The organism is Streptomyces sp. NBC_00212, from assembly GCF_045206365.1.
GTDB lineage: Bacteria > Actinomycetota > Actinomycetes > Streptomycetales > Streptomycetaceae > Streptomyces.
Genome location: NZ_CP108115.1, coordinates 686,976 through 705,679, shown reverse-complemented (window position 1 = coordinate 705,679; position 18,704 = coordinate 686,976). Strand labels below are relative to the sequence as shown.

General features: G+C 71.6%; 12 protein-coding genes and 2 pseudogenes. 10 read left to right on the top strand and 4 right to left on the bottom strand.

Annotated elements, in window-relative coordinates; genetic code table 11:
* Window positions 1–527: 527 nt before the first annotated feature.
* The gene (locus OHA17_RS03650; protein ID WP_406503973.1) at window positions 528–1,577 is read right to left on the bottom strand and encodes a YncE family protein; all 1,050 of its coding nucleotides are present in this window, start codon (window positions 1,575–1,577) and stop codon (window positions 528–530) included.
* A gap of 164 nt (window positions 1,578–1,741) precedes the next feature.
* Between OHA17_RS03650 and OHA17_RS03645 the strand changes: the two genes are divergently transcribed.
* The 9 genes and pseudogenes from OHA17_RS03645 to OHA17_RS03605 all read left to right on the top strand — a co-directional run bounded on the left by OHA17_RS03645 (window position 1,742) and on the right by OHA17_RS03605 (window position 12,390).
* Window positions 1,742–2,659 (top strand): LysR family transcriptional regulator, encoded by a 918-nt coding sequence (locus OHA17_RS03645; RefSeq protein WP_406503971.1) that lies wholly within the window; start codon window positions 1,742–1,744, stop codon window positions 2,657–2,659.
* A 181-nt stretch (window positions 2,660–2,840) separates the two neighbouring features.
* Window positions 2,841–3,283 (top strand): annotated as a pseudogene (locus tag OHA17_RS03640) (GntR family transcriptional regulator); the annotation flags it as partial.
* Between the two features lie 19 nt (window positions 3,284–3,302).
* Window positions 3,303–4,075 (top strand): annotated as a pseudogene (locus OHA17_RS03635) (ABC transporter permease).
* Window positions 4,072–4,389, top strand: a complete 318-nt coding sequence (locus OHA17_RS03630; RefSeq protein WP_406510942.1) for a hypothetical protein — start codon at window positions 4,072–4,074, stop codon at window positions 4,387–4,389. The pseudogene OHA17_RS03635 and the gene OHA17_RS03630 overlap by 4 nt, the downstream one beginning before the upstream one ends.
* 205 nt (window positions 4,390–4,594) lie before the next feature.
* Window positions 4,595–5,746, top strand: coding sequence for a hypothetical protein (locus tag OHA17_RS03625; protein WP_406503969.1), 1,152 nt, complete (start codon window positions 4,595–4,597; stop codon window positions 5,744–5,746).
* A 606-nt stretch (window positions 5,747–6,352) separates the two neighbouring features.
* Window positions 6,353–7,660, top strand: a complete 1,308-nt coding sequence (locus tag OHA17_RS03620; RefSeq protein ID WP_406503967.1) for an MFS transporter — start codon at window positions 6,353–6,355, stop codon at window positions 7,658–7,660.
* Window positions 7,657–9,534, top strand: coding sequence for a S9 family peptidase (locus OHA17_RS03615; protein ID WP_406503965.1), 1,878 nt, complete (start codon window positions 7,657–7,659; stop codon window positions 9,532–9,534). The genes OHA17_RS03620 and OHA17_RS03615 overlap by 4 nt, the downstream gene beginning before the upstream one ends.
* Window positions 9,535–9,739: 205 nt before the next feature.
* On the top strand, window positions 9,740–11,677 hold the full coding sequence (locus OHA17_RS03610; protein ID WP_406503964.1) for a RiPP maturation radical SAM C-methyltransferase: 1,938 nt from the start codon (window positions 9,740–9,742) through the stop codon (window positions 11,675–11,677).
* A gap of 44 nt (window positions 11,678–11,721) precedes the next feature.
* Window positions 11,722–12,390: a DUF5825 family protein gene (locus tag OHA17_RS03605; RefSeq protein ID WP_406503962.1), complete on the top strand. Its 669-nt coding sequence runs from the start codon at window positions 11,722–11,724 to the stop codon at window positions 12,388–12,390.
* A gap of 178 nt (window positions 12,391–12,568) precedes the next feature.
* Here the strand turns inward: OHA17_RS03605 and OHA17_RS03600 are convergent, their stop codons facing one another.
* The gene (locus OHA17_RS03600; protein ID WP_406503960.1) at window positions 12,569–13,717 is read right to left on the bottom strand and encodes a methyltransferase domain-containing protein; all 1,149 of its coding nucleotides are present in this window, start codon (window positions 13,715–13,717) and stop codon (window positions 12,569–12,571) included.
* 617 nt (window positions 13,718–14,334) lie between these two features.
* Between OHA17_RS03600 and OHA17_RS03595 the strand changes: the two genes are divergently transcribed.
* The gene (locus OHA17_RS03595; protein WP_406503958.1) at window positions 14,335–14,919 is read left to right on the top strand and encodes a molybdopterin-dependent oxidoreductase; all 585 of its coding nucleotides are present in this window, start codon (window positions 14,335–14,337) and stop codon (window positions 14,917–14,919) included.
* Between the two features lie 41 nt (window positions 14,920–14,960).
* Here the strand turns inward: OHA17_RS03595 and OHA17_RS03590 are convergent, their stop codons facing one another.
* Together OHA17_RS03590 and OHA17_RS03585 are read right to left on the bottom strand one after the other, a co-directional pair.
* Window positions 14,961–17,744 carry a molybdopterin-dependent oxidoreductase gene (locus tag OHA17_RS03590; protein WP_406503956.1) on the bottom strand — a complete coding sequence of 928 codons (2,784 nt, stop codon included), beginning with the start codon at window positions 17,742–17,744 and terminating at the stop codon, window positions 14,961–14,963.
* A complete protein-coding gene (locus tag OHA17_RS03585; RefSeq protein WP_406503954.1) occupies window positions 17,741–18,574 on the bottom strand; it encodes an FAD binding domain-containing protein in 834 nt (277 codons plus the stop codon). Before OHA17_RS03585 ends, OHA17_RS03590 begins: the two co-directional genes overlap by 4 nt.
* Window positions 18,575–18,704: the final 130 nt, after the last annotated feature.

Here is an 18,704-nt window from a genome sequence, read left to right as displayed (position 1 = left end):
ATGCGAACGGAAATCCGTCCAGAGCCAGAAGGACACTAACGGCCGGTTCGCCCCCTGGACCAAGGGAAGTCGGGGACATTAGCTCGATACGATGATCGCGCCCGCGGGATGTTTGGCCGGGTACCGACGGAATCCAGCCATGCTGGACGGCGCGTTCAGGCGGGGGTCGGTTCCGCGGATTCGAGTGCTTGAGCCAGGACGGCACCTCGATTGGCGTGCGGATGGCTGGTTGGGCGTGGGGAGTGGCGGCTACCGTCGAGCAGTCATCGGCTCGCAGGGCGACGAACGGAGTTGCGCATGGCGAAGGGGCAGGACTCCAAGAAGGACACCAAGAAGAAGCCTCTGAAGACCCGAGCTGAGAAGAAGGACAAGAAGAAGGCGAAGAAGTAGGCCGGCACGGATCTGCGGGGGAAACGCCTGACAGGTCCCCGGACATCGTGTCCGGGGACCTGTCGCACTGCCGGGGCGAGGAGCCTCGCACAGCGACCTCAGGAGAGGGACTTGCCTCGTCCCCCGAGCTGTGGGTGTCAGGCCGGGCGGGGGATGTAGGCCAGGCCGTGGGCGCCCACCTCGCCCAGCGCGGCGTGATCGATGCGGTTCAGGGTCGTGAGCGTCTCCAGGTCGACGACGTCGACGGTGGATGAGGCGTGGCAAGCCACGTACGCGATGCGGCCGTCGGGGGACGACGTCATGGTCAGCGGGCAGGGCCCCACCTCGACCTGGCCCAGCTGCTTGTGGGTGTCGGCGGAGAACACCGTCAGGCGGCCGGGTGCCATGCGCCTGCCGCCGGACGTGGGGTCGTCCTCCATGCGTACCTCGCCCGCGAGCAGCCTGCCCGTCGAGGTGAGGTGCACCGGCATGACGGTGTCTGCCAGCGGAAGGGTGTCGATGACGGACGCCGTCTTCGTGTCGATCACCTTGATTCCAGGGGGTGTTGCCTCCTCGGAGGGGGACGGGCCCAAGTGTGGCGCGGCGACGAAGGCGCGCGTGCCGTCGGCCGAGACGGCGAGTCCCTCACTGCCCGCCACCTCGACCTTCGCGGCGAGTACGCCCCGTTCGAGATCGAGGACCGACATGAACCGGGCCTCCTTGTTGGTGACGTACCCGGTCCTGCCGGCCGCGTCGATGACGACCCAGTGCGAGCCGGGTGCTCCGGTGTCGATCCGGCCCAGGGGCCGCCGGGTCTGCGTGTCGATGACCAGGACGCCGCCGGACCGGTCGTCGGAGCCCTCCACGGTGACGTACAGGCGGCCGCGCGCCGCGTCCAGCGCGAGTCCGTGCGGGGCGTGTTCGGGGGCGAGGTCGACGACCTCGACGATGCCGCGGGTGTCCGGGTCGATGAGGGTGAGCTCGGTGCGCCGGCCGCTGTTCGCGCCGTAGAAGCCCGAGTCGTACGTGTTCGAGCACCACAGCAGCCGCTGGGTCGGATCGAAGCACAACTCGTGTGGCTGGGCGATGGTTTCGAGCGAGCCGAGGTAGTGGTCGTCGCAGGCGTCGAAGAACGAGACCGAGGGGCCGCTCTGGCTGACCACGGCCAGCACATCGCCTTCTCGACCGGCACGGGGGGACTGTCGCATGGCCAATGTCCTTTATCTGATGGGTGGTTGGTCCGGCGGTAGCCGCAGTGGGCGCGGCGTTCTCGCGGACATCTCCACTCTTCGCCCGAGAAGCCCCCTCAGCAATGCAAGAATTGGCACTACATCATTGACTTCATCGTAAAACCACAGCTCAGGGGCGCCTCATGGATCTCAACCTGCTACGTGTCCTGGATGCCTTGCTCCAGGAGAACAGCGTGAGCCGCGCCGCCGAGCGCCTCGGCACGTCACCCGCGGCGGTCAGCCGCAGCCTGGCCCGGCTCCGCCGTGCGGTGGGCGACCCGCTCCTGGTCCGTGCCGGCCAGGGCATGGTCCCCACTCCCCGAGCCCTCGAACTCCGCGAAGAGGTCAGTGAGTTGCTGCGTGGCTGCGACAACGTCCTGCGGCCGGGGGCCGGTTTCGAGGCCGTCCACCTCCAGCGCACCTTCACCGTGCAGGCGACCGATCTGCTCCTGGCGGGGGTGGCCGGGCCCTTGACCGACCGGATCCGGGCGGCTGCCCCGCATGTGGACGTGGTGTTCCTGCCCGAGGCGCTGGAGGGCGGGCCCGCGCTGCGGCAGGGCACGGTGGACGTGGAGCTCGGCGTCCTCGGGCAGCTGGAGCCGGAGATCCGCACCCGGCACATCACGCAGAAGCACCTGGTGGGGGTGGCTCGCACCGGTCATCCCCTCTTCGGCAAGCGCATCGACGCCCGCCGGTTCGCCGCCGCCGACCACATAGGCATCTCCCGGCACGGCAAACGGCGCGGCCCCATCGACCAGGCCCTCGCCGAACGCGGGCTGCAACGTCGCGTGGCGGTCGTCGTCCCCAGCCACACGAGCGCGATGATCCTCGCCCGGGACAACGACCTCGTCGCCCTCACCCTGGCCGACTGGCTCCCCGGCACCGCCGCCGCGCTGGGGCTGCGCACCTTCCCCATCCCGTTCGACGTGGCGCCCATCGACCTGGGCCTGGCCTGGCACCCCCGCAACTCCGGTGATCCCGGCCACAGTTGGTTCCGCGACCACGTGGCGGCCGCGGTCCTCGCCCCGTCGGGGACGGGGGCTCAGAACACGCGCCGCTGACCGTTGGAGGTGCTCCCCCGGGGCGCAAGGGCGCCCAGAGTGTCCACCCTGTGGGCGGGAACGTGGCAGATCTTGCCACGCCTCTGGCGAAGCCACAGGTCAGAAGCGTTCGTATGCGGCGTCAAGTGGCGCAATGCTGTGGCAACACCATCGGACGGGCCCGGCCGGTACGTTCCCTGCCATGCCAGCCGAACCTGCCCCCGCCTCGCTTCCAGTCGCCGCCGCGCGCCGCCGGCGGCTGCGTGCCGACCGGGCCCGGCAGCTCGCCGACCTGCTGCGCCACCAGATCCTGGCAGGCGGCTTCCCCGGCGGTGTGCTCCCCCTGGAACACACCCTCGCCGCCGACTACCGGGCCAGCCGCAACACCGTGCGCCAGGCCCTGGAAATGCTGCGCGACGAGCAACTGGTCGACCGGCAGCCCGGCGTAGGCACCGTGGTGGTGTGCGAGAAGCGCCCGCACGGCCTGAACCGGCTCCAGGGTCTTGCCGAGACCCTGAACGAGCACGGCCGGGTCACCAACGAGGTACGCACCGTCGGCCCGCTCCGCGCCCCTGGCCCAGTGGCCACCGGCTCGGCCTGCCCGGACACAGCGACGTGCTCTGCATCGAGCGGCTGCGCCGCCTCGCTCGCCGGGGCGCTCGGACTGTGGCAGCTGCTCACCTCGCTCGACGTCGACCTGTGGCTCAGGTGCGAGTAGCTCCCCACGGTCGGCGAGGTGGCGTCCGCCTTCGTCGACCGGGCCAGGACGGCCGAGTACTGGCAGGACCTGGGGTTCAGCCTGCGCCGCATCGCGATCGGCTTCCTGCTCGCCGCGGTCCTGGGCGTGGCGACCGGCACGGCCGTGGCCCGCTCGCGGTGGGCCGCCGACCTGCTCGGCCCGCTGATCGAGGTGGCGTGCCCGGTGCCCGCCATCGCCCTCGTGACGGTCGCGATCCTGCTGCTGCCCACCAACGAGCAGGGCATCGTCTTCATCACCTTCGCCGCGGCCTTCTTCCCCGTGATCGTCTCGACCCGGCACGCGGTGCCCGCCCTGAGCCCGGTGTGGGAGGAGGCCGTGCTCACCATGGGCGGCGGCCGGCTGAGGGTGCTGCTCTCGCTGGTCCTTCCCGGCGCGCTGCCGGGCATCTTCGGCGGCCTGTCGGTGGCGTCGGCGTCTCGTGGATCTGTGCGATCTCCGAGGAGATGATCTCCGGGGAGTACGGGGTGGGCTACCGCACCTGGCAGGCGTACACCGTCGTCGACTATCCCGGGGTCTTCGTCGGCATGGTCACCATCGGCGCGCTCGGCCGGCTGACCTCCACCGCAGTGGAGCTGCTCGGTCGCCGTGCCACCAACTGGCTGCCCCGCCCGGCCGCGCGTCCCGTGAGCCGCCGAGCCGTCACTCCCGCCGTCCCCGCGAAGGAGCCGGTCGCATGAGCACCACGACGACACCGCCCGCCACCGCCGTGCCCGAAGGTGCTGAACTCGACCTGAACAGCGCTGAGTTGGGACATCCGGGCAGCCCGCCCGTGCTCGCCGCGCTCGACCTGCGCGTGGCGCCCGGGAAGGTGCTGACCGTCGTCGGTCCGTCCGGCTGCGGGAAGTCCACCTGCTGCGCACTCTCGCCGGGCTGCTGCCCGTCCTGGCCGGAGAGGCCGCCCAGGCACCCCGAAGCGCGCAGCGCACTGGCCACGGCCACGTCGGACCCCGACGCGGACGTCCGTGCCTACGCGGCCCGGGCGACGTCCTGACCCGGCCGGGGCCCGGGCCGCCACCGGGCCAGTACCGCGAGGTGCCCACCGCGCAGCCCCCGCGTCAGGGGCACACGGCGTCCCATTCGACCTCTACCTCTACGTATGCCCGTACAGCACGGCGAAGTCGTGGACCTGGTGCCGATTACATACGGAGGGCCGCAGAGCATACTGGTCGGGCCCCGATCGCCTACAGAACGACTCCATGGCCAAGAACAGCACCTCCTCGACCACCGTCCCCGACACCGCGTGGCTGGGGCGCGGGCGCCACCTCGGGCCCGAGCCCGAGCGGGACGTCCGGCGCAACCTGATCGCCCTCAAGGCGGCCGGGGTGCTCGACGACTTCCTGGACCTCGACCCCGTCGAGGCGGCCCGCTCCACCGCCCTCTACCCGCGGGACGAGGCCGCCGACCCCGGCCCCTCGGCCCGCCGTCTCTTCGAGGCCCGCTGGCGCGTGGCCGACGACGTCACCGTGCGCGCTCAGCTGACCACGTACGAACCCGAGGGCCGCCGCAAGGGGGACGAGGGCGTCACGTGGATCGTCGCCGCCGAGGCGGAGCGGGCGTGGGACGCGCACTGGCCCTCGCCCGCCACCATGTTCTGGCCCGACAGCGACCAGATCGCCTGGGACCACGACACCCTGCCGGGCCTGCGCCTGCGGAGCACGAACCACCTGCCGAAGGACGACGACGAGCTGCGCCACCTGCTGCGGGACTGCACCCGGCAGAGCTGGTTCATCCACGTCGTGGTGCACGAGGCGATGACTCCGGACGCGATGGGGCAGCGGCCGGTCTCGACGTTCCTGCCGCCGAGCCTGCGGCACCGGGTGGTCGAGCACCGGGGCACGCCCGAGCAGGCGCAGATCGCCGACTTCGCGATGAAGCGGGAGCTGAACGTACGGATGCCGCGCGGCGGCGCCGTCGTCCTGCCCACCACGCCCCAGAGCCCGTGGTACGAGGCTGAGCGATACACCGTCCGCACCGTCTTCCTCGACGGCTCGGAACCCACCGAACTCCTCGACAGGATCAGGGAGTTCGCCGCGCTGCCGCAGCCGATGCCCACCGAAGCGGAGCCCGCCCTCAGGCGGCTGCGCCAGGGCTGGCACCTGCTCACCCCGGACGAGGAACTGGTACATGCCCAGGCCATGGTCGCCAAGTACGCCGAGGCCCTCGATGTCATGACCAACTCCCGCGACCTGTACCGGGAGGCCGCCGAGGCGGCGCACGCCGCGCTCGCCGAGGCGAACGGCGGCGACGGTGTGCCCCGGCTGCCCGGACCGCGGCCGGTCAAGACGGACGCCTCGCCGCTCGGCGCCATCACGAAGGCGTTCGGCCGCTTGCGGGGGCCGAACAAGTAGGAAGCGTTCCGGGTTCGCGCGGCCCCGCCCACCCCTTCGGTGCGCGCCGGTCGTCCTCCCCCTCGCACGTTTCCGGCCAATGACCGCACCGGATGGAACCGTTCCGCTGGATCGCCGTCGGGGCGTGCGTGGGAGCGCCGGGTGGGCTCGGGGGGGGTAGGAGGCGGCGGTCCGCCGGGCGTGGGGTGTTCGGGGCCCGCGGGCGGTCGGCGGTTCGCCGGCGGGAAGGTGCATCGGCCGGACGGAGTGCGTCAACTCGCCTGTTCGGCCTGGAAGTTCGCCTGAGTGAACGGGCGGAGCGGGGGTGCGTTGACGCCACGCCACCGAGGACGATTCCGCTCCCTTTCCCTTTCGCCCCGGCAGGCGCGAGCCCTCAGAGCGGCTCCCGCTCCCGATCAAGCAATCGGTTTCTTTGCCCGGCCCTTACGGAGTCCGATTTCGGCCTCGCCGACGGAACCCTTGTGACTCCGGCGGACGCCTGGTTACGCTCCCGCTCGTTTCGCTTCCTGCACAAATTCTTCGCAACTTGACCAACTGTGGGGTGGCTGTGTGTGAACCGGAGTCCCTGGGCGCACCGGGGACATCTGTGGTGTCAGCGGGGCGCCGATGAGCCCCGGCACCACAGCCGCCGACAAGCGGGCGGCCCGTCGGCCCGTGTCCCGTGACGTCCGGCTGTTCTGGTGCGCGAGCGCCTCCGACGCGCTCGGCACACAGGCCTCCGGTGTCGTTCTGCCGCTGCTGCTCCTCGGGCTCGGCCACTCGGCGGCCGTGGTCGGTCTCGTCGCCGGGGTGTCCACGGCCGCCGGGCTGCTGCTCGCCCCGCTCGCGGCTGTCCCCGCCGACCGGGGCGCGCGCAAACCCGTGATGTTCTGGTCCGCGACGGTCTCGGCGCTCGCCATGGCCGGCGTGACGGTGGCCGTGGCCGCGGGACGCCCGTCGCTCGCCCTGTTGCTCGGCGCGGTTCTGGTGGAGCGGTTCTCCACCGCCGTGTACGAGGCCGCCGCCGCCGGCACCGTGGCCATGATCGCCCCGCCCGCCGAATGTCCCCGCGTGGTGGCCGCTCTCTCGGCGGGCGACCAGGGCGCGCTGATCCTGGGCCCCGCGCTGGGCGGCGCGCTCTACCAAGCCGCCCGCGCCCTGCCCTTCCTCGCGGACGCCGTCTCCTACGCCGTGGCCGCCGGGTGCGTACGGGCGCTGAGTTCCAACCTGCGGCCGGAGCGGTGTGCCGACGCGGGGGCCGCGCCTGAGGTGGAGGTGGACAGCGGCGCAACCGCTCCGGCTCCCACGACCCGGCGGCCACACCCCGCCCGCCGCATCCGGGAGGAGCTCGGGGCCGGGCTCGCCCTCGTCCGTACGTCACCCTTCCTCCGGCTCGTCCTGATCTGGACCGCCACCGTCAACGGCGTGATCGTCGCCCTCTACTACGGGGCCGTGTTCACTCTCCAGAAAGGCGGCCACGGCGGCGCGCCGATGGGGCTCGTCCTCGCGCTGTCGGGGGCCGCTGGGCTCGCCGGTTCGCTGGCCGCGCCGCGCATCGCGGGCCGGATCGGGGCCGCGCGGCTCCTTGTGACGGTGTCCTGGCTGCTCGTTCCGCTCGCGGCCGGGCTCGCGACCGCCGACGGGCCCTGGACGTACGGCGCGCTGTTCGGCGTGTTCTGCCTGCTGATGCCGCTGGTCGGCGTCGTGCTCCAGTCCCGTGCCCTTCAGGAGACCCCGCCCGGACTGCAGGCCCGTACCGGAGCGGTCCTCGCGAGCGCCGCGGGCGGCTCCGCCGCGCTCGCGCCGGTCCTGGCAGGGGTGTGCGTGACCCGCGTCGGGACGGCCGCGCCCGCCGTGGTCTGTGCGGTGGTCCTCGCGGCGCTGGCCTGGCGGACGACCGTCGTACGGTCCAGCCTCGCGGAGGTGACGGCATGACCGGCCGCTACCAGGTGTACCGGGCCGCGCTGCCCGAGGTGTGCGCAGCGGATCCCACCAGGATGGTGTTCACCGGCGACGCCGACGGCCGCTGCGAGGTGTTCACTTGGGACGCCGCCACGCGCAGGTCCCGCCAGGTCACCGACCGCCCGCACGGCACCCTGCACGGCGCGATCGACCGCGACGCCCACGTGTGGTGGTTCGACGAGGACGAACACGGCACCGGACGCTGGCGGTTCCAGCCGTTCGAGGGCGGGCCGGACCGGCCGGGCCTGGTGGGCGTGCCCGAGGGCGAGCCGCGCGGCCTCGCCGTCGGTGCCGACGCGTGCGTCGCCATGGGGCTCGGGGACACACGGTCGACCGCCGTCCACCTCGGCCCGCGCGGGGGCACCGCCCGCGAGGTGACGCGCGTCGACGGGCACGCCACCCTGTCCGGGATCACCCCCGACGGCCGCCTCCTCGCGCTCAGCGGCGCGGCCGGCTCGGCGCGGGCCGTGACCGTCCTCGCCGACGACGGCACCACACGCGCGGTACTGACGGGGGACGAGGCAGGCGGCCGGCTCTGGGCGCTGGGCTTCGCACCCGTCTCCGACCGTGCCGAGCTGCTGCTCGTTCGCGAGTCCAACGACCATTATTCACTTGCCAGTTGGAGCCCGGAGACAGGAGTCGTCACGCACTCCTGGTGCGCCTTCGACACCGAGATCACCGCCCGCTGGCACCCTGACGGCCGCTCCCTCCTGGTCCGCCAGGACCGGCACGGCCGCAGCACCCTGCACCGCGTGCGCCTGACGGAGCGCACCGCCGAACCCGTACCGACCCCGCGCGGGACGCTGCTGGACGCCGCGCCCCGCGCCGGATCCGATGTGCACTACCTCTGGACGGACACGGCGACGCCGCCCCGCATGGCCTCCACCGCGGACACCCCGCTGCCTCCCACGCACGGCATCGCGGGCCAAGTACCCGGCGAACACCGGGAGTTGTGGACGCCGGGCCCGGACGGCCCGGTGCACTCGCTGCTCAGCCTGCCTGAAGGACGTAAGGGCGCGGTGCCCGCGGTGTTCCTGGTGCACGGCGGGCCCGCCGATCACGACCGGGACGCCTACGACGGGGTGGTGCACTCACTGGTCGCCTCCGGGTTCGCCGTCGTACGCGTCAACTACCGCGGCTCCACCGGATACGGGCCGCGCTGGCGGCGCTCGTTCGGCCAGGGCGTCGGGCTCACCCAGGTCGAGGACCTGATCGCGGTCCGCGCCGACCTCGCCGCCCGCGGCGTCGTCCGCGCCGACGCGGTCGGGCTGTGGGGCACCTCCTGGGGCGGCTACCTGGTGCTGCTCGCCCTCGGCGTGAATCCCGGGCTGTGGCAGGCGGGCGTCGCCGTCAAACCCGTCGCGGACTGCGCGGCCGCCCACCGCACCGCCACCCCGGCCCTGCGCGCGCTCGACGAGCGGCTGTTCGGCGGCACCCCCGACGAGGTGCCCGAACGGTACGAGCGGAGCTCACCCCTGCACTACGCGGCCGCGGTCCAAGCACCCCTCCTCGTCGCCGCCGCGACCCGCGATGCCAAGTGCCCGCCCGGCCAAGTGCGCGACTACCTCACCGCCCTCCAACACGCGGGCGTACGGCACGAGTCGATGTGGCTCGACACGGGCCACGACGGCTACGAGGCCGACGACCACGTCGCCGTCCTGCGCCGCGCCGTGGTCTTCCTCGACCGCGAACTGCGCGGACGGCCCCGCACCACCCCCCGAACGCCCCGCTCCGACCGGACCGGGGATTCCGGACGGGCGCGCTCAGCGGCGCCCGCCGGAACAGGCACAGGCACCACCCACACAGAGAGGAGTTCCGGCCATGCAGAAGGACATCATCCACAATGACCCGCTCGCGGGTGACGAGGAGAACCGCAAGCCGAGCGTCGGCGTGACCATCAAGGTTCCGTTCCGCAACGCCGAGGACGGCGAAGAGGACTGACCCTCGCGGCCGGCCCGGCGGTCCGCCGCCGGGCCGGCCGGCACCACCCACCCGACTCCGGCCCCCCGGGCCCTACTTCCGTCACGTCTCCGCACCTCCCGAGGAGCCGACATGCGTGTCCTGCTGGTCAATATGCCCTGGTCGCCGATCGACCTTCCCTCGCTGGCCCTGGGAATCCTGAAACGCAGCGTGGACGAACGCGTGCCCGGCGCCCGCGCCGAGATCCTGCACGCCAATCTCGAATTCACCGACTGGATCACCGAACGTACGGAATTCACCGCCGACGACTACGAGTACTACGCGCTCTCCTCCTATTTCATGGGCTGTGGCGACTGGGTGTTCTCCTCCGCCCTCTACGACGACCCCACCTGGCGGGACGAGGAGTTCGCGGCCGCGATGAAGGGCAAATTGCGCAAGTCGCGGCTGCACATGTCGCAGGAACTGCACCGCCAGGTACCGGAGTTCGTGGAGATGATCGCCCGGCGGATCGTCGAGTACGTACCGGACGTCGTCGGCTTCACCTCCACCTTCCAGCAGAACACCGCGGCCCTCGCCGCCGCCAAGCACGTCAAGCGGCTCGCCCCGCACATCGTGACCGTCATGGGCGGCGCCAACTGCGACGGCGAACAGGGCGAGGCCGTCCACCGCAACTTCCCGTTTGTGGACCATGTGATCCGCGGCGAGGGCGAGTCCGCCTTCCCGCAGCTCCTGACCGCGATCGGCGAAGGCGCCCGGGGAGAGGCGCTCAACGGAGTGCCGGGCCTGTGCCACCGCGACGCCGAGGGCAGGAGCGTCGTCAACCCGATGGCCACGAGCCCGCTGCCGCCGGCCACCATCCTGGCCCCCGACTACAGCGGTTACTTCGAGCGCCTCGCCGCCTCCGTGGCCCGCAACTGGGTTGAGCCCAAGCTCGTCGTCGAGGGTGCCCGCGGCTGCTGGTGGGGCGAGAAGCACCACTGCACGTTCTGCGGCCTCAACGGCTCGTTCATGCAGTTCCGCTCCAAGAGCCCGGACACGTTCTTCGAAGAGATCATGGAGCTGGCCCGGCGCCACCGGGTGCTCGACATGTACCTCGTCGACAACATCCTCGACATGGGCTACCTCACCTCGGTGCTGCCGCGCATCATGGAGAGCGGCTACGACCTGCGGATGCACATCGAGATCAAGGCCAACATGCGCCGCAGTCAGCTGCGTACGCTCGCCGAAGCCGGACTCATCTACGTACAGCCGGGCATCGAGAGCCTCAACAACCGGGTGCTCGACCTGATGGACAAGGGCGTCAGCGGCTGCCAGAACGTCCGCATGCTCCGCGACGGCGCCGAGACCGGCCTCTCCGTCGCCTGGAACTACCTGCACGGCTTCCCCGGCGAGACCGCCGAGGACTACGACCCGGTCATCGCCCAGATCCCCGCCCTGGAACACCTCGACCCGCCCGTCGACCTCTCCGCACGCATCGCGATCGAGCGGTTCAGCCCGTACTTCAACCGCCCCGAACTGGGCTTCGACGGACTGCGCCCCGAGGAGCACTACCGCTTCACCTACGACCTGCCGGAGTCGGAGCTCTACGACCTCGCGTACGTCTTCGAGGCCCCGCAGCGCGGCATCACCGCGCCCACCGTCACCGCGCTGAACAACGCGCTCGACGCCTGGAAGAAGCACCACGCGGACGCCCGGCTCACCCACACCGACCTGGGCGACCGCATCGTCCTGGTCAGCAGGCGGCGCACCTTCGCCTGGCGCGCGATGGAGCTGACCGACCCGTTCGAACTGGTCGCCTTCCGCCTCCTCGACCAGCCGCACACGGCCGCCGCGCTGACCCGCAAGGCCGCGGCCCGCGCCAAGGGCGCCGCGCGCGAGGAGCACGAGGTGCAGCAACTCATCGACAGCTGGCTGGAGTTGGGCCTGGTCTTCACCGACGGCGGCCAGTACGTCCACATCGCGCCCTCGGCCGTCAACGAGGACCTGCTGCGCCTGGACTTCATGCGCCACGCGCAGGCCGCGCTCGACGCCGCCGAACAGTCCGGCAGGCCTGAGCCCGTGAGCGTCTGAATCCGCGTGTGTCCGACTCAGTACCAGCAGGAGGAGCAAGGCCGATGAGCACCGCCCTCACCACCGCCACCGAGGCCCTCACGGTCGCCGCCTGGCGCGACTACGACCCCGACGCCTGCGCCCTGCCCGGGATGTGTCTGGGAGAGGTGGAACTGACCGGGCCCATGGGCGAGGAGAGCGACCGACTGTGGGAGCTGGGCGCACGCCGCGTCCGCCTGCCCGAGCCCGTCGACCTCAACGACCCGCGAAGAGCGGACCGCGCCGTACGCGCCCTGAGCCTCGTGCGGGATCTGACGGCCCGGGCCGTCCTGGTCGAGTGGAAGCTGCGGCTCGACCCGGGGGCGGCCGACGACACCTGGCGGACCCTCAGTCACCTCCAGCCGCCGCAGCGCCTGGAGGGACCCGCCGACGCGGCCGGCGACCTGCGCCGGTGGCGCGACGGGCACTACCTCTGCAAGTGCCTGTGGCGGCAGGGCCCGGGCTTCGTCCAGATCCGCGACCGCCGCTGGGGCGACCTGCGCCGCTTCACCGCCGATGAGCCCGAATACCAGCAGGTCATCGAGACCCTGGCCTACGGCGCCCCCGCCACATCGGTACCCCGCGCGGTCCTCGCCGACTTCGTGGAGGAGCGCCTGGTCCTGGAGGTGGGCGAGCTCGCGTGGTGGCTGCCGTACCGGGTGAACCGCTGGATCCAGGAGGCCATGGCGATCTGACCGTGCCCTCGGTGGTGCGTGGCGGCGAGGGTCTGGACCTCGCTCTTCTTCCCCGCGCCGTGCTTACGGCATGGCGCGCAGCCGCTCCCGGACCGTACTGCCGTGGTCTCCGGCGCCCATGTGGTGCCTCCTTGCGGGTGGTGACAAGGTCGTGGGCCTGTTTCCCCCCGCCGCCGGGCTACCCGGCGAGGGTGGCGTGGGCCAGGAAGTGATGGGGGGCGTCCTCGTACTCGTCCAGGTTCCAGCCGGTCACCTCCAGGGCTGGGCGGAGATTGTGCTCCGCGAGGAGGTCGCCGGGGTCGAGGGGGCGGCCGTGCCGGGCCGCTCGCTCCGCGCGGCCGGAGGGGTGGAAGAGCAGGAGCACACAGTCGGACGTGGCGACGCGGGCCCACTCCGCGAGGGCGGTGCGGGGGTCGGGGAGGTGGTCGAGGAGCCCCGCCGAGAAGATTCCGTGCACGGATCGGCGGGGCACGGGGAGCCGGGCGCAGTCGGCCGCCAGCAGGTGCCCGTGCCGCGTGCGGCCGTGCCGGGCGGCGGCCGCCAGCATGGCCGGTGTGACATCGATGCCGAGTACGCGGCCGTGCGCCCCGACCTGTTCCCGGAGCGCTGGCATGGCCCGCCCGGTGCCGCACCCGAGGTCCAACGCGGTTGCGCCGGGCCCCAGTTGCATGCGGAACGCCGCGGCCTCGTAGGCCGGCGTCTGGTGGGCGAACCGCTCTTCCCAGGCATCGGCTCGATGGGTGAAGAAGGCCCGAGTGGCGGTGTGTTCGGCCCGTGCCGCCACCAAAATGGCGAAACGGGACAGGAGTTGACCCGTCCAAGTGTCGTCCTCGCCGTCGTGAACCCCGGCGAACCGCACTCCCCAGGCGCTGCCGCCGAGACGGAACGCCTGGCCCGGGTACCCCTGGGCGGCGGCAAGGACGACGGCGCCGGGCGGTAGGGCGACCTCCGCGGGATCCGGCCGCAAGCCCGGGGGCAGGGAGCCCGCGAAGAGCGGGTCGGTGCTCGCGGCCCGGGTCGGCTCCACCGCGGGCCCCTTGGAGGCGGAACCCGTGGCGGTCACCTCGGCCAGCAGTTCGGCGCCGCTCCCCAGGGCCAGGACCGGCACCTGTGCGGCAAGTGCTTCCCGTACCAGGGGCCGCCCGCTGGCGCCGGCGGGATGCGGCGCGGCCAGGATGATCAGACCCTCGACATCGCTGAGATCGATCGAGGGAAGCTCGCCCCCGTCGAGCCGGACGAGCCGGACGGTGAGACCCGCCGCGCCGAGCGCCCCGCCCACCGCGGCCGGCACCCCGGCGGACGCCTGCTGTACGACGACCACGGCCATCGCCCACTCCTTACATTCGAGCTAATCCGGCCCCAGGGGCTGGCATCCACGCAAGGATGCGCCCACCCTGCCTGCATATGCCAGACCATCTCTCGTGCCGAGATGTCGTGTCATGGGGGCGGTCCCGAGCCCCGGAATCTTTAGGGCCTGTCCGGCGGATCTTGTCTGGGACGCGGGGGTCTGGCACGCCCATCTGCGGCGTTGTCGTCAATCGCCGACGCTCCGCGTCGCCTCATTCCTCCGCCTTGCAGCTGCACGCACCAGACCCCCGCTCACCAGGACCACAAAGGTTCAGGCGCCTCGTGGGCGACCAGATCCGCCGGACAGGCCCTAGGAGGCCCCGCGCGCCGAACCGCGAACGGCGTACGAGGCCTCCCTGCCGGTGTGTCCCCGTGGCGGCGAGAGCCACTCCTCCGCCCCGTCCCGGTACCGCAAGTGAATCAAGGTGCGCAGTCGCGGGGCTACTGGATCAGCCCACAGAAACAAGCCCCTATGGCCGGTATGCGTACAGGCGATCATCCAAGAGGTGAACAGCCGGAAAGAGGTAGCATCTGCAAGGCTTAATGCCACTTTGATCTTGCTGTTGCTGTTTCCGATGTGGAGGAAGAGGGAGGTCTGTGGTGGGAAGCGAACCCGTCCCTCCGGGGCAGCGGGTGGTGAAGGGGTGGCCGGTGTCCCACTACGGCCCCGTGCCGCGGTTCCGCGCCAACCGCTGGAACCTCCAGGTCTTCGGCTCCACCGCGACCGGTGAGAAGTACTCGTGGACCTTCGACGAGGTCATGGCGCTCCCCGCGGCGACGATCACGGCGGACCTGCACTGCGCGTCGGGCACCACGACCCTCGGCCACGAGTTCTACGGTGTGCCCGCCGCCGTCCTCCTGAAGCTGGCGCCGCCCGACCCGCGGGTCACCCACGTCATGGCGTGGGCCGAGTACGGATACAACGCCAACCTGCGACTCGACGACTTCGCCGCGGACCGCACCCTCATGGCCACCCACCGCAACGGTGAGACCCTCACCGCCGAGCACGGCTTCCCACTCCGCCTCGTCGTCCCGCACCTCTACGGCTACAAGGGGCCGAAGTGGCTGCGCGCCATCGAGTACATGACGCGGGACCGGCGCGGATTCTGGGAGGAGCGGGGATATCACAACCTCGCCGACCCGTGGACCGAGCAGCGCCACTCATACCAGGAGGACGAGTAGCGCTGCCGGGTTTCCAGCCGTCAAGTACCAAGCCCCGCGCCCTAGTTGGCGGCCTCGCGGGCCTGTCGGTCCATGGTGAGCCAGACGCGGTCCCGGGTGACCGGCATTTCGGTGAACCGGATGCCGGTGGCGTCGCGCAGCGCGTTCGCGAAGGCGGGGCCCACCGGATTGAAGGGGCTCTCGCTCATCGACTTGGCGCCGAGCGGGCCGATGGCGTCGGTGGTCTCCATGAAGTGGACCTCGGTGCGCGGGACATCCGCGTACTGAGGGAGGCGGTAGCGGCGGAACGCGGCGGTGGTGACCTCGCCCCGGTCGTCGACGCGCACCGTCTCGAAGAGCGTCGCGCCGAGTGCCTGGGCGACCCCGCCCTCGACCTGGCCACGGCACTGCATCGGGTTCATGACCTTGCCCGCGTCGGCCGCGTGGACACTGCGCAGAATGCGGATCTCGCCGGTGCCGGGGTCCACGGCGAGGCGGAACCACTGCGCGTTGAAGGCGACCGAGCGCGGCGAGCCGCCCCAGTGACCGTCGGCGGCCAGCTCCTCCGGCGCGCCCGACGCCCGGGCCGCCTCGTGGAGCTCCTTGAGCGTCACCACCCGGCCCGCGCAGTCGACCGCTTCGGGCCCGAGGACGCACAGGTGGCGGGCCACCCCCGTGTGCCGGGCGGCGAAGGTCCGCAGCCGTTCGGCGAGCGAGGTCGCGGCCAGCAGGACCGCCTTGCCGGCCACGACCGTACCCGCGGAACCGAAGGCGCCCGTGTCGTGGCGGACGACGTCCGTGTCGGACTGGCGGACGGTGAGGCGGTCCTCGGTGGTGTTCAGGGCGCCCGCGGTGATCTGCTTGTGCACGGTGGTGGTGCCGTTGCCGAACTCCGCCGTGCCGACGGCGATGTCGTACGTTCCGTCGGAGAGGAGGGACACCCGGGCGTCGGCGTAGTGCCCGCCGGGCGGCCCCGTCGCGATCATCGCCATGGCCGTGCCCTGGCCGACCAGCCAGCCCTCGGGCGCCTTCGCGGAGCTCTCGTCCTCGGCGATGGCCCTGCGGACGACGTTCAGGCACTGGTCGAGCCCGTACGAGGCGATGTGCAGGTCCTCCTCCTCGCCGATCGGGCTGTGCATGGGCTCTCCGGGGCCGATGATGTTCTTCTCCCGGAAGACCAGCGGGTCCATGCCGAGCCGGCGGGCCAGCTCGTCCATCACCGACTCGACGGCGAAGGTGACCTGGCCGAGGCCGTAGCCCCGGAACGCGCCCGCCGGAACGACGTTGGTGTACACCGAGAACGCGTCCACCTTCTTGTGCGGGGCACGGTAGACGGCGAACGACTCACCGACGCTGTGGAACATCACGGCCGGGCCGTGGTTGCCGTACGCGCCGGTGTTGGAGACCACGCGCATCTGGATCGCGGTCAGGGTGCCGTCGGCGCGGGCTCCCACCTTGATGCCGATCTTGAAGGGGTGGCGGGTGGTGGCGCCGTAGAACTGCTCGGCCCGGGTGTACTCCAGCTTCACCGGGCGGCGCAGTTTCAGCGCGGCCAGCGTGACGATGTCCTCGGTCAGCATCTCCTGCTTGCCGCCGAAGCCGCCGCCCACCCGGCCCGCGACGACCCGGACCTCGTCCTCGGGCAGGTCGTACAGGGCGCACAGGGCGCGGCGCGTCAGGAACGGGGTCTGGGTGGAGGAGCGGATGGTGAGGCGCTCCCCGGTGCCGTCCTCCTTGGGCTCGAAGTAGCCGACACAGCCGTGGGTTTCGAGGCTGGCGTGCTGGACGCGCTGGGTGCGGAAGGTTTCCTCGTAGATGACGTCGGCGGCGGCGAAGCCGTCCGCCACGGACCCGATCTCGCCGTGCACCTCACCGGCCACGTTGTTCTCCACGCGGGCGATCCGCACCTCGGGCCCCTTGCCCTCGTGGACCATCGGGGCGCCGGGCGCCATCGCCTCCTCCGGGTCGATGACGTAGGGGAGTTCCTGGTAGACCACCTCCACCCGGCGGCAGCCCTCCTCGGCCGCCTGCTCGCTGTCGGCGACGACGGCCGCGACGCGCTGGCCGACGTAGCGGACGGTGTCGTCGAGGACGCGGGTGTCGTCGGGGTCCTCGGTGGGGTGCTCGTGGCGGGCGGAGGAGTAGAGGGTGTCGGGGGCGTCCTCATGGGTGAGGACGGCGTGCACCCCGGGCACGCGCAGGGCGGCGGCGGTGTCGATGGAGAGGATCCGGGCGTGCGGGTGCGGGGAGCGCAGCAGCTTCATGTGGAGGAGCCCGGGCACCTCCACGTCGAAGGTGTAGCGCGCGGTCCCGGTCACGACCTGCGGGCCCGCCGGCGCGCCGATGCTTTTGCCAACTGCTTTGCCCGCACAGGGGCGTTCGGTGTGCCGCACGCCTCGTACGGCGTCCTCGATGGCGCGATAGCCGGTGCAGCGGCAGATGTTGCCCTTGAACGCGCGGGGCAGGTCGGCCAGCTTGTGGTCGTCGTGCTCGGTGCCCCGCTCGGCTTCGAGGGCGGCCGTCGTCATCAGGAATCCGGCGGTGCAGAAGCCGCACTGGAAACCCTGGGCGTCGAGGAACTTCTGCTGTACGGGGTGGAGTTCACCATCCGGCGAGGCGAGCCCCTCGACGGTCGTCACGCTCCGTCCTTCCGCCCGCACCGCCGGATACAGGCAGCTGTGTACTGGCTCGCCGTCCACGTGGACGGTGCAGGCCCCGCAGTCTCCCTGGTCGCAGCCCTTCTTCACGCCGAACCAGCCGCGCTCGCGCAGATACGTACGCAGACACTGGCCCGCCCTCGGCTCGGTGTCGAAGCGCTGATTGTTGACCTCGATGTCGAAGCTCATCGCACACCGTCCCCGGAGAGGTGAGTCAGTTCGTGGCGCACTTCCTCGGCGAGGCGCAGCCCCATGTGGCGCCGCCACTCCGGCAGTCCGTGGATGTCGTCGTACCAGTCGTCCTCGCCGACGGCCGTCTCGATCGCCCGGCGCAGCTCGCCCCGGTCCGGAGGCAGCGGGAACCAGAGGCGGAACGGCCGCACGGTCGCCGCGCTGATCGTCACCGCCATCGAGCCGTCCACGGGGTCGAGCGTTCCGATGACCAGGGCGCCCGAGCGGCCGAGCCCGTACAGCGATGCCTGCCGGAAGGCCGTGTGGCAGGCCAGGGCCCGCGCGGGCAGGGTGACCGAGCGGAGCAGTTCGCCCTCGTCGAGGACCTTGCGGCCCGCGCCGGTGATGAAATCGACGACCTTGACGCTCCGCAGCGAGCCCGTCTGCGACTGGAGCAGGCACGAGCCGTCGAGTGCGGCGGTCAGCGAGATCATGGGGCCCGCGGGCAGCCCGTTGCAGAGGTTTCCGCCTAGGGTCGCCATGTTCCAGATCTTGAACGAGGCCAGAAAGGCCCGGCAGCACCGCTCGAACAACGGTGCCGCCCGAGCCGTGAACTGCCGCCCGAATCGCGACAGTTGGGCGATGGTGCACGTCGCCGCGATCTCCAGCGCCCCGTCCTCGCCGAGGCTCAGCGGCTCCCATCCCATGCGGCTCAGATCCACCAGACGCCGCAGGTGCGGTTGCGGTTCGGAGAACAGGTAGGTGCCGCCGCCCAGCCACGCGTCACCGGGCTGCCAAGGCTCACGAAGCCGCGCGTCCCGCACGTCCGCCACCGTGTTCAGATCCATGTCTTCCCCCGTGCTTCGACCACTGCATCCAGGCCAGTGAAGCCGGGGCAGAGGCCGAAAACGACTGGTTCAGCACACGGAAAACGTCGTCTCGGCGAGACACGCACTGGATGAACAACCAGGGGGCATT

Bases quoted from the DNA above. Each gene is read 5' to 3' on its own strand.
- OHA17_RS03650 (WP_406503973.1), bottom strand. From the start codon at position 1,577: ATGCGACAGTCCCCCCGTGCCGGTCGAGAAGGCGATGTGCTGGCCGTG.
- OHA17_RS03645 (WP_406503971.1), top strand. From the start codon at position 1,742: ATGGATCTCAACCTGCTACGTGTCCTGGATGCCTTGCTCCAGGAGAAC.
- OHA17_RS03630 (WP_406510942.1), top strand. From the start codon at position 4,072: ATGAGCACCACGACGACACCGCCCGCCACCGCCGTGCCCGAAGGTGCT.
- OHA17_RS03625 (WP_406503969.1), top strand. From the start codon at position 4,595: ATGGCCAAGAACAGCACCTCCTCGACCACCGTCCCCGACACCGCGTGG.
- OHA17_RS03620 (WP_406503967.1), top strand. From the start codon at position 6,353: ATGAGCCCCGGCACCACAGCCGCCGACAAGCGGGCGGCCCGTCGGCCC.
- OHA17_RS03615 (WP_406503965.1), top strand. From the start codon at position 7,657: ATGACCGGCCGCTACCAGGTGTACCGGGCCGCGCTGCCCGAGGTGTGC.
- OHA17_RS03610 (WP_406503964.1), top strand. From the start codon at position 9,740: ATGCGTGTCCTGCTGGTCAATATGCCCTGGTCGCCGATCGACCTTCCC.
- OHA17_RS03605 (WP_406503962.1), top strand. From the start codon at position 11,722: ATGAGCACCGCCCTCACCACCGCCACCGAGGCCCTCACGGTCGCCGCC.
- OHA17_RS03600 (WP_406503960.1), bottom strand. From the start codon at position 13,717: ATGGCCGTGGTCGTCGTACAGCAGGCGTCCGCCGGGGTGCCGGCCGCG.
- OHA17_RS03590 (WP_406503956.1), bottom strand. From the start codon at position 17,744: ATGAGCTTCGACATCGAGGTCAACAATCAGCGCTTCGACACCGAGCCG.
- OHA17_RS03585 (WP_406503954.1), bottom strand. From the start codon at position 18,574: ATGGATCTGAACACGGTGGCGGACGTGCGGGACGCGCGGCTTCGTGAG.